Here is an 11,111-nt window from a genome sequence, read left to right on the forward strand (position 1 = left end):
GCTCCAAACAGTGGACACGCCGCCGTCGCTCAGTTTCAGCTGGGCGCCGGCCAGCAGCGGGTGGAACTCCTCCACCCGGATCCCCAGCAGTTCGCGGAAGGCTCCCGGGTAGCCGCCCAGCCGGATGTGGTCCTGTTCGTCCACGATCCCGCTGAAATAGGTGATCAGCACCGTGGCGCCGGCGTGGGCTGCGGCGGAAATGTTGGCGGCAGCGTCATCCGTGACTGAGTAGAGGGTGCACACCAGCACCAGGTCGTAGCCCTCCAACGAGGCGGAAGGGTGGACGATGTCCACGGAGACGCCGCGCAGGAACAGGGAACGGTGGAAAGCGCGCAGGACGTCCAGGTATTTCACATCCTGGCTCGGCTTGGAGTCGATCTCGCTGGCCCACCACGCCTCGTAGTCGAACACGATGGCAGCCTTGGATTCCACCCGCGAGCCACGAACCGTCGCGAGCCGTTTCAGCGCAGACCCCAGTTCCACCACCTCGCGCCACACCCGCGTGTCACGGCCGCCGTGGGGGACCATTGCGGAGTGGAACTTCTCAGATCCGGCAAAGCTCTGGCGCCACTGGAAGAACATCACAGCGTCCGCGCCGCGGGCCACATGCGAGAGTGAGTTGCGCAGCATTTCACCGGGCATCTTGGGCTGGTTGCGTGGCTGCCAGTTGACGGCCGACGTCGAATGTTCCATCAGGATCCATGGGTCGCCGCCCGCAATTCCCCGGGTGAGATCCGCGCTGAACGCCAGTTCGACGTGCCGCTCGGGATCGGCGGCCACGAGGTAGTGGTCATTCGCGATGACGTCCAGGTCCTTGGCCCACTCGTAGTAGTCCATGGACTTGGTGGCGCTCGAGGCCATCAGATTGGTGGTGCAGGGGATCGTGGGCGTGACCTCGCGCAGGACGGCCACGAGCGATTTGTAGTAGTCCATCAGCACCCACGAGTTGAACCGTTGAAAGTCCAGCTGCTGTCCCGGATTCAGCGTTGAAGGCGCGACGGCGGGCGGCAGGATTTCGCTGAACGAGCCGTAGTTCTGGGACCAGAACGCCGTGCCCCAGGCGGCATTGAGGGCTTCGATGCTCCCGTACCGGCGTTCCAGCCAGGTGCGGAAGGCGGCCGCATCCTCCAAGCCGTAAAACTCGGAGACGTGGCAACCGAGTTCGTTGTCGACGTGCCAGAGCGCCAGCGCCGGGTGACCCTTGTACCGCTCGGCAATGACGCGCGTGATGCCCGTGGCGTACCGGCGGTAAACGGCCGACGACGGCGTGTAGTGCCGCCGTGAGCCCGGTCCCAGCACGGTTCCGTCAGCCGTGACCGGCAGGATCTCCGGATGTTTGCGGACCAGCCAAGCCGGCGGAGCCGCCGTTGCCGTAGCCAGTGCCACCTTGATGCCTGCAGCTGCCAGGTTGTCCATGACCTCATCCAGCCAGCCGAAATCGTATTCGCCCTCGGCCGGTTCCAGGAGTGCCCAGGAGAAAATCCCCACGCTGAGGAAGGTGACACCTGCTTCCTTCATCAGCTCGAGGTCTTCCAGCCGGACGTTGACCGGCCACTGCTCCGGGTTGTAGTCCCCGCCGTAGGCAATCCCTTCCACATTGCTCCAGACACTGGATGGGCCGGAATTTTGCTGCAAGGTCATGGGACTCCTTTGTCGTGGCGGGGGTCTTGGCGAGATCGTGGCGAATGTTGTGGAGAGGGTCTTGAGGCGCACCCAGCGTGGTGGTGGGGACGCACCCAACCTACAGGAAACCGCGGTTTGGGAAAACGCTTGCCCAAATCGCTAATTGCCGATATTGTATCGATTCAGAAGGCGTGTAAGCCAGCTCACAGCACTCGTTGTGACTATAGGAACGATGGCTTACGCAACACGAGCAAGGAGGCTCTCATGATCAACAGAAGGAATTTCCTCACCACGGTGGCTATCGGCACGGCATCCGCCGCGGCTTTGGCGGCCTGTGGAACCGGGTCCAGCACCACAGCCGGCGAGACAGGCTCGGCAGAGAGCCCGGTCACCATCAACTACACCTGGTGGGGCAACGATGACCGCGCCACCCGGACGCGTAAGGCTATTGAGCTCTTCGAGGCCAAGAACAAAGACATCAAGGTCAACGGCAACTTCACCGACTTCGCGGGCTACTGGCAGAAGCGTGCCACCGAGGCTGCCGGCGGCGGTCTGCCGGACGTCATGCAGTGGGACCTCTCCTACCTCCGCGATTACGGCCAGCGCAATCAGCTCCTGGACCTGAGCACCGTCAAGATCAACACCGACGCCTTCGAGAAGTCCCTCCTGCCCTCGGGCCAGATCAAGGGCAAGACCTACGGCATCCCCACCAGCACCAACGCCTTCGCCGTCTACTACAACCCCGAAAAGCTCGCTTCACTCGGCATCGCCGAACCGGACGGCAGCTGGAACTACAAGGAGTTCAACGCGTTCCTCACCGAGGTAGGCGCCAAGGGTAACGGCGCGCTCTTCGGCGGCACCGACTACACCGGTGTGTGGTGGATGTTCAACGTCTGGCTGCGCCAGAACAACATCGAGGCCTTCACTGAGGACGGCAAGCTCGGCTTCACCAAGGATGACCTGAAGAAGTGGTGGAACCTCAACTCGGACCTGCGCGGCACCCCTGCCCTCATTTCCGAGGAGCGCGCAACCCAGCTCGCCCCCAAGTCACCGTTTGGGTCCAACGTCACCGCCACTGAGGTCACGTGGGATAACTTCATGGCCGGCTACCTCGCTGACAGTGGCGCGAAGGAGCTGAAGCTCGTTCCGGTTCCTTCGGATGACAAGGACAACCTGGGCCTGTTCCTGAAGCCTTCCATGCTGATGGTGGCCAGCGCCAAGACCAAGTACAAGGACGCCGCTGCCCGGTTCATCGACTTCATGGTCAATGACCCCGAGGTGGGCCAGATCTTCAAGACCTCCCGCGGTGTTCCGGCCTCCAAGACCCAGCGTGATGGCACCACCTTCGAGGGAACCGACAAACTGGTTGTTGACTACGAGAAGTCCATCGAGAAGTATCTCAAGGACGCTCCGGAGCCGCCCATCGTCGGTTTCGGCACGCTGGAAGCATCCTTCAAGCGCATCAGCTCTGACCTGAACTTCGGCAAGGTCACCGTGGACGGCGCTGCGGACGCGTGGTTCAAGGAAGCCGAAGACCTCATCAAGCAGAACGCCTAGCAGCAGATTCGCTGCAACGCTTTCACTACTGACGGAATGAACTCGTGACTCAAAGCCCAACCCTGAGCAGGCGTTCGGCGTCGCCGTCCGCTCCCGCTCCGCGTAAGTCAAAGCGGAGCGGGGCGGACGCCCGCGCCGGCTACACCTTCCTGCTGCCCTGGCTGCTGGGATTCATCGCCCTGACCGTAGGCCCGATGGTTTCCTCGCTGTACCTGTCCTTCACCAACTACAACCTGTTCGAGCCGCCCAAGTGGATCGGGCTGGATAACTACACCACCTTGTTCCAGGACGAACGGTTCCTGCAGTCAGTCGGTGTGACCACCTCCTACGTGGTCTTCGGCACCCCGCTCAAGCTCGCCGCGGCCCTCGCGATCGCGATGCTGCTGAACAGTGCGCGCAAGGGCCAGGGCTTCTACCGCTCCGCGTTCTACGCCCCGTCCCTGATCGGGGCGTCCGTGTCCATCGCGATCGTCTGGAAGGCGATGTTCGGCGATTCCGGTCCCGTGGACCAGGGCCTGTCCTTCTTCGGGATCAACCTCGGCGGCTGGGTGGGCAACCCCGACATGACCATCCCGATGATGATCCTGCTGACCGTGTGGCAGTTCGGCGCCCCGATGGTCATCTTCCTCGCCGGGCTCAAGCAGATCCCCGCGGACCTCTACGAGGCGGCCTCGATGGACGGTGCCGGCCCGATCCGGAAGTTCCTGAACATCACCTGGCCCATGCTCTCCCCGGTGGTCTTCTTCAACCTGCTGATGGAAACCATCCACGCCTTCCAGATCTTCAACTCCGCCTACATCATCTCCAACGGTGAAGGCGGCCCCGCCGGCTCCACCCTCTTCTATACCCTGTACCTGTACCTGCGCGGGTTCAGCGACTTCCGGATGGGCTACGCCTCGGCGATGGCCTGGCTGCTGCTGATCGTGGTCGGCATCATCACCCTGGTCATCTTCAAAACCTCCAAGTCCTGGGTCCACTACAGCGGAGACGCGAAATGACAACCATGGCAACCCCCACCAAACCCGTACCGGACATCGAACAGGCCCAGTACAACCCGAAGTCAGAATCAGTCACGGCCAAGCGGGTCAAGAGCGGCATCTTCCACGCCGTGGCCCTGGCCCTGACGGCAGTGGTCCTCTACCCCGCCCTGTGGATGATCGCCTCCTCGTTCAAGCCCAACGCCGAGATCGGCGGGGCCAACACCTCGCTCTGGTCAGAGAACTTCAGCATGGACAACTTCGTCACGGCCATGGACGGGATCGGCGGGGTCTCCACCCTGACGTTCTTCACCAACTCCCTGATCCTGGCCATCGGCTCCGTCGTCGGCACCATCCTCTCCGCGTCCGTCTCGGCCTACGCGTTCGCCCGGATCAAGTTCCCCGGCCGCAGCATCTTCTTCGGCATGATGATCGCCACCCTGCTCCTGCCCTTCCACGTGGTCATCATCCCGCAGTACATCATCTTCAACCAGCTCGGCCTCGTAGACACCTACGTGCCGCTGCTGATCGGCAAGTTCCTCGCCGGGGACGCGTTCTTCGTCTTCCTCATGGTCCAGTTCATGCGCAACCTCCCCGCCGAACTCGACGAAGCAGCACGCATCGACGGCGCCGGCCACGTCCGGATCTTCACCGCCATCATGCTCCCACTCATGAAACCAGCCCTGATCTCCACCTCGATCTTCTCCTTCATCTGGAGCTGGAACGACTTCCTGGGCCCCCTGCTCTACCTCAACACCCCGGACAAATACCCCCTCCCACTGGCCCTGCGCCTCTTCGTGGACCAAACCCAGTCCTCCGACTACGGAGCCATGATCGCCATGTCCGTCCTGGCCCTCCTCCCCGTCCTGGTCTTCTTCCTCGTCTTCCAGCGCTACATCGTCGAAGGCGTCTCCACCCAAGGCCTCAAGGGCTGACGGCCCAGGGATACCGAGTCAGAAAATGAGCATCATGGACAGCACCACACCCGCATCCGACCGGGGCGAACCCATCCCGGTGAACCGCTTCGCCCTGTTCTCCGAGACCCTCCTGGCCGGACTGCTGGTGCTGGTGCTGTCCCTTCCACTTGTCACGATCCCCGCCGCGTACGCGGCCGGGATCTCCCACCTGGAACGGCACCTCTCCGGGCGGGATGATTCCATCCGCGGACTCTGGGGCACGTTCCGCTCCGCCCTGCCGGGCAGCTGGAAACTGGGAATCACGACGGCGGCAGCCGCCGTCGTGATTGTCCTTAACCTCCTGCTCGCAACGGTGGGCCAACTGCCCGGCAGCTCCGTGGTCCTACCGGCCACGCTGGTCCTGGCAGCCGCCGGAGCCGTTCTGCTGCTGCGCACCACCGCCGCGTGGTCCGACTTTTCCGGCGCCAACCTGGACTCCCGCCCAGCCAGCCCCAATACGCCGTCGGCCGCCTGGTCCTCCGCGCTCAACGCCGGCAAGGCGCTGTCGCTCCGGGACTGGACCGGCTCACTGCTCCTGGCATCGGCGCTCGTCGGCGCCGTGGTCTTTGTGTGGATGCTGGTGGCCCTGTTTGTGGTGGTCCCGGGCACCCTGATCCTGGCTGCCGCCGCGGTCAAGATTCGCTCCACCCGCACTTAACCTGAAGTCCCTGCAGTCCTGACCTTCCCGTTACTACCGAGTTGAGCGACGCGTCGTGTCTTCCGACAGCCCCCAGTCCGCAGAATCCCTTCGAACCTCCCAGCGCCGGGCCCGTTGGTACCACCCGCTGACCCAGTACAACTACCGCCTGTACATGGGGATGTCCCTCGCAGGCAGCATGGGCGTCTGGATGCAGCGCCTGGCCCAGGACTGGCTGGTCCTGCAGCTGACCGGCAGCCCGGCCGCGGTAGGCATAGCCGTTGCGTTGCAGTTCCTGCCGATGCTGATCATCGGCCCGCTCAGCGGCCTGTTGGTGGATATGTTCCCCAAGCGCCGCATCATGATGGTGTGCCAATCGGTAATCGTCCTGCTCGCTGCGGGACTCGCGGCCTCCGCCGCCACCGGCAATATCACCGTGTGGATGGTCTACGGAAGCTGCATCGCACTGGGTGTCACCTCCGCGATTGACGGTCCGGCCAGGACGGTGTTCGTCAACGAAGTGGTGGGCGACGCCGGACTCCGTCCCGCCATTGGGCTCAACAACGCCATCGGGCAGCTGGGTGCCATGGCCGGGCCCGCGCTGGGCGGACTGGTGATCGCCTATGCCGGATCCGCCGCCGCCTTCGCGTCCAACGCTCTCCTGGGCCTGCTCGTTCTCGGCATGATCGCCGCCATCCGGCCCGCCCTCCTGCATGCGAACGCCCCGGCTGCCCGCGGACGCGGCCAGCTCCTGGCCGGATTCCGGTACGTGCGGGACAGGCCGTCGCTGTTGTTGATTATTGTCCTGGCCGGGCTGCTTGGTGCCTTTGGCATGAACGGTCCTGTGGTGCTGGCGGCGTTCGCGGAACGCATTTGGCATAACGGTGTTGAAGGTTTTGGCTTGTTCAACACCGTCAGTGCCGTCGGCGCCCTGGGCGGCGCCCTGCTCGCTGCACGGCTGCGGACGTTCGGCCGGAAGGGGATCGTGGCCGCCGCCGGCCTGTTCGGCCTCGCACAGCTGGTGGCCGCGCTGATGCCAAACCTGGTCCTCTTCACCGGGATGCTGGTGGTGGTGGGGCTGATGACGCTCCTCTTCCTGACCGGCGCCGCTACCGCCGTCCAGCTTGAGGCCGGCCCGGAGGTCCGGGGGAGGGTGATGGCGCTCTACCTCCCGCTCCTGCTCGGTGGCCACGCCTTGGGCGGACTGCTGGCTGGCTGGCTCACCGAAGAGTTCGGCGTGCGGACCGGCCTGGTTGTCACCGGCGCCCTGGGAATGCTCTCCGCCGCGGTCATCGGTTTTCTCCTCTGGCTGAACTCGCGCCGCGCACGGCACTGAGCTTCCGCCGCACCGGCGCTGATCTCACCTGTGAGCAAAAGTAACTTTGTGTGAGTTCTTGACCTGTGGCACGGCTCACACCTAAGCTGCCAGAAAGCGCTTTCTCATATCGTCGCTTTCCGCCAGACCAGAGGACATCGAATGCTCTTTCGCGCCCGAAAATCCACCCTCCCCAAGACCGCGGCTGTCCTTGCAGCCCTGGCGCTGGCCCTGACCGGCTGCAGCGGAAGCTCACCGGCGGCGTCCGATGGACCGGTAACCCTCCGCTTCAGCTGGTGGGGCTCCGATGTGCGGCACAAGATGACACAGCAGCTCATCGAAGCCTTCGAAGCCGAAAACCCCACCATCGACATCCAGGGCGAGTACGGCGACTGGTCCGGTTACTGGGACAAGCTGGCCACCCAGGTTGCCTCCCAGGACGCGCCCGATTTCATCCAGATGGACGCGCAGTATCTGGGCGAATACGCCGATCGCGGCGCTCTGTTGGAGCTGAAGGACGTGGATCTGTCCAAGTTCGACCAGGCCGCAGCCGACGCCGGTAAAACAGCGGACGGTCAGTTTGCGGTGACGGCCGGCATGAACGCTTTGGTGGTCCTGGCCAATCCCTCGCTGTTGTCAGCCAGCGGGGTGTCACTGCCGGACGACTCGAGCTGGACCTGGGAGGACTACCGGAAGAGCGCCGCGGACATCACCGGCAAGAGCAAGGAAGGTGTCTACGGCTCGGGCGCCATCACCGGAGACGCATCGTTCAACCTTTGGCTGCGCCAGCACGGGAAATCCTTTTTCACGAACGACGGCGGCCTGGGCTTTGATGAGGCGGACGCCACCGGGTATTTCGAAATGCAGGCCGGACTGCGGGACGCCAAAGCCGTACCGCCCGCGTCGGTGATGACCGAAGATGCCAGCGCATCACTGGACCAGCAAGGCCTTGCAACGAACCGCGTAGCCATGGGATGGGTGTGGTCCAATCAGCTGGGCGCCCTGACGAAGGCTTCAGGCCAGGCGCTGGAAATCCGCCGGCCGCCGAGCGTGGAGGGCGATGCGGCGAAGGCTGAGCAGTTCTACAAAGCATCGCAATTCTGGTCCGCCAGTTCCCGGACGAAGCACCCGGCCGAGGTCCAGAAGTTCATCGACTTCCTGGCCAACAGCGTGAAAGCCGGCGAAATCGCGCTGGCAGACCGCGGCATCCCGGGCAACTCGGAAGTGCGCGCGGCCGTAGCTCCGAAACTGACCCCTACCGACGCGCTGACGGCAAAGTTCATTGACGACATCGCCGACGAAGTGGGTGAGGCCCCGGCCGTGCCTCCGGCAGGATCCAGCCCGGTGTCAGAAGTCCTGACCCGGTACGCCACCGAGGTGCACTTCAGCCGCATCTCCCCGCAGGAAGCGGCAAAGAAGTCCATCGAAGAGATCAAGGGTTCCCTCACCTGATCGGGGCGGACCCCCGGCCGGCTGGAAAACCTGACAGCCGCATCATGCAGAAATGAACGACGCCGGGTGCGAACCGCACCCGGCGTCGTTCGCCTTGGGGAAGCTGCCAGGGGAAGCTGCCAGGGGAGGCGGCACAGGAGATTGCAGGGGAGGCCGTCAGGATGCGTCGGACGGCGTGAAGGTCCAGGTTCCACTATGGATCCTGAAGTCCCGCGAACGCACATCGGCCCGCTCCGTCGTCGGGCCTTCCACTCCGTAGTTCCCGTCCGGAAGCCGGACTGTGGCGCTGACGCCGGCGGGAACCGTGCACTCCAGGTGGATTCCTTCAGGGCTCCGCCGCCAGCTGACAAGGGCGTACCCGTTCGGCAGAGGGACACTGCCGGCGGCATGTTCCAGCCGGCACACCGGCGGTTCGATCAGGAGTTCACGGCCACCCGGCACAGTGGTCCGCACCCCGAGCAGGTGCTCCAGGATTTCTTTGACTACGGACGCGGACCACGCGTGGGACTGGCTGTAGTCCGTGCCGTCCACCAGTTCCCAGGCTTCCCAGGTGAAGCTGGCGCCCTGATCGAGGAGCCGTGCCCAGCCGGGCTGGCCCGGGTTGGTGAGCAGGTCAAGGACTGCGTCGGTCAAACCGGCGGTGAGGAGCGCCCGCACCAGCCGGTGGACGGTCATGGGTCCCTGCCGCATTCCCTGGTCCGCGATCCTCTGGGCATCGGCCGCCGCATCAGCCGGATCGGTGATTCCGAGTGACAACGGGAAGGACGTGGCGTGCTGGGAGCTGTGCCTGCTTGGGGTTCCGTCAGCATGCAGACCGTCCACCATTACCCCGTCAATCCTCAGGAGGGAACGGATGCTTTCCGCGAGGGCGCTGGCGCGGCCGGCGTACCGGACGGCCGCATCCTCGTGCCCGGCCAAGCTGCAGAGCCGGGCCGTGGAAATGAGCGCCGAATACGCCTGCGCGTTCACGGTGGTCTTGGCAGCGCAGGCCATGTCGTAGCCGAAGCGTCCTGGTGCCGGCCAGTCCACGATGCCGTGCAGGTACGGGCCGGAGCCGCCGCCCAGTTCGGTGACCAGTCCCGCCGTCGGGCCTTCCGTGGCGAGGTAACGCAGCGCGTAGTCGGCAGTGTTGCACAGGTGCGGAAGCAGGTCCCGGATCAGGGCCAGATCACCGGTCCGCAGGTGGTATTCCTCCGCCCACTCCGGCATCATGAGCGAGAAGTCGGGGATGTCCCGTTTCCCGTCGCCGTTGGGGTAGACCGCGTTGTAGCGCCCCAGGTCCTCGCCGTCGGTCCAGTACCGTCCGGCGGACCAGCCGAATTCCCGCAGCGCCTGCGCGGTGTAGGCGTGCTCCCCGAACAGCGCCATGGTGGCGTAGGAAATATTGACGGCGTCGCCAAGGAACTGGCCCTTTTCCCGGGTGGGGGTGTCCACGAACTGCTCCTGCACGCCGTAGAGGGCGGAATCGCGCAGCAGTCCGAACACCGCATCCAGCGTGGCATCGGAACTGGCGAAGCTTCCTTCTTGGGGATGCCCGCCGTGCACTACAACGGCTCCCACCCGTGAAAGGTCCGCAGCTTCCACCCCGGGGATTTCCAGGTACCGGAACCCGAGGTGGACGGTGGAGCGGAATTCCTGCTGGCCGTCGGCCTGGGTGTACGGGAAGGACATGTCCGTGTTCTGGCTGGCGGTCTTGCGAGTGTCCACCCTGCCGCCGTCGTCCAGAACGTAACCGGCCCGGATCATCAGGGTCCGGCCGGCCACGCCGTTGAGGAAGTCCACTTCCGGACGTGCCGGGACGACCTGGCCGAAGTCCGCCACCAGGGTGCCGTCGGCTGCCGTGAGGAAGGCCTTCGGCGCTACAAAGGTCCCGGCCAGGGAAGTACGCCGGGGGTGTAGCGCCGGAAACGCGGCGACGGGGTGGGCGCCCTGGCTGAGGGCGGGCAGCATGTCGTGGACGGCAATCAACGCAGCCGTCCACTGCCCGTCGAGGTGCTCCACGGGATCGCCCTCGTCGTTGCGGTAGCCCGATTGGCGGTAGGGCGCCTCCCCGGCCGTCCAGTCCGTTCCGGAACCGAAGACCTCGCGGCGGCCGTCCGTGTAGTCCACGCTGAGCCGGACCAGCAGCCCGGGAACGCCGGCGGCCCTGCCCTGGCCGGGACCGTACCAGTGCAGCAGGGCTGTCAGCGGAACCGCGGTTGGCAGGAGTACCTCTGTTGGCGAGGGTGTGAAGGCGTTGAGCAGCGCGGTGACATCGGCGGCGTCGTAATATCCCTCCCCGGGGTACCCGAAGGAGGTGATGCTGAGGCAGGTGGTGCCGTCCACGGCAAGCTGGGCATGATGGTTCGCCGCGGCGAAGAGACGGGCCCGGGCAACCGTGCCCGTGAGCCGGACAGTAGTGCGGAAGAGCGTCCACTCGTCGGGCTGCCGGTGGGTGGTGGTCTGCGTCCACCTGCGGAGGAATCCGCGGGCTTTCTCCGGCAGGCCGTCGAACCGGTGGTCCAGCAGCACCCTGCCGCCAGCCGGAGCCGGGGTGATCACGCGCAGGGAGGCGTACTCTGCCTGGCTGCGGGGGCCCTGGTGCAGTGCCAGCT

General features: G+C 64.9%; 8 protein-coding genes. 6 read left to right on the forward strand and 2 right to left on the reverse strand.

What is annotated here, in order from left to right; translation table 11 throughout:
- Positions 1 to 1,641, reverse strand: a 1,641-nt coding sequence (locus tag DBR22_RS14685) for a beta-galactosidase (protein WP_108599633.1), incomplete at its 3' end; no start/stop codon positions are given.
- Positions 1,642 to 1,887: 246 nt separating this feature from the next.
- On the opposite strand from DBR22_RS14685, the gene DBR22_RS14690 reads away from it, so the two are divergent.
- From DBR22_RS14690 to DBR22_RS14715, 6 genes are all read left to right on the forward strand, one after another.
- On the forward strand, positions 1,888 to 3,180 hold the full coding sequence (locus DBR22_RS14690) for an ABC transporter substrate-binding protein (RefSeq protein ID WP_108599634.1): 1,293 nt from the start codon (positions 1,888 to 1,890) through the stop codon (positions 3,178 to 3,180).
- 44 nt (positions 3,181 to 3,224) lie between these two features.
- Positions 3,225 to 4,178: a carbohydrate ABC transporter permease gene (locus DBR22_RS14695; protein ID WP_108599635.1), complete on the forward strand. Its 954-nt coding sequence runs from the start codon at positions 3,225 to 3,227 to the stop codon at positions 4,176 to 4,178.
- Entirely contained in the window at positions 4,175 to 5,092 is a 918-nt protein-coding gene (locus tag DBR22_RS14700) for a carbohydrate ABC transporter permease (RefSeq protein ID WP_108599636.1), read from the forward strand. Before DBR22_RS14695 ends, DBR22_RS14700 begins: the two co-directional genes overlap by 4 nt.
- A gap of 25 nt (positions 5,093 to 5,117) precedes the next feature.
- Positions 5,118 to 5,771 (forward strand): Poxvirus protein I5, encoded by a 654-nt coding sequence (locus DBR22_RS14705; RefSeq protein ID WP_108599637.1) that lies wholly within the window; start codon positions 5,118 to 5,120, stop codon positions 5,769 to 5,771.
- A 55-nt stretch (positions 5,772 to 5,826) separates the two neighbouring features.
- Positions 5,827 to 7,086 carry an MFS transporter gene (locus DBR22_RS14710; RefSeq protein WP_108599638.1) on the forward strand — a complete coding sequence of 420 codons (1,260 nt, stop codon included), beginning with the start codon at positions 5,827 to 5,829 and terminating at the stop codon, positions 7,084 to 7,086.
- Between the two features lie 141 nt (positions 7,087 to 7,227).
- Positions 7,228 to 8,517, forward strand: a complete 1,290-nt coding sequence (locus DBR22_RS14715) for an ABC transporter substrate-binding protein (RefSeq protein ID WP_108599639.1) — start codon at positions 7,228 to 7,230, stop codon at positions 8,515 to 8,517.
- Between the two features lie 156 nt (positions 8,518 to 8,673).
- On the opposite strand, the gene DBR22_RS14720 is transcribed toward DBR22_RS14715, so the two are convergent.
- A partial coding sequence (locus DBR22_RS14720) for a glycoside hydrolase family 78 protein (protein ID WP_258229220.1) occupies positions 8,674 to 11,111 on the reverse strand: 2,438 nt, incomplete at its 5' end.

Source organism: Arthrobacter sp. HMWF013 (genome assembly GCF_003061105.1).
Taxonomy (GTDB): Bacteria; Actinomycetota; Actinomycetes; order Actinomycetales; family Micrococcaceae; genus Arthrobacter.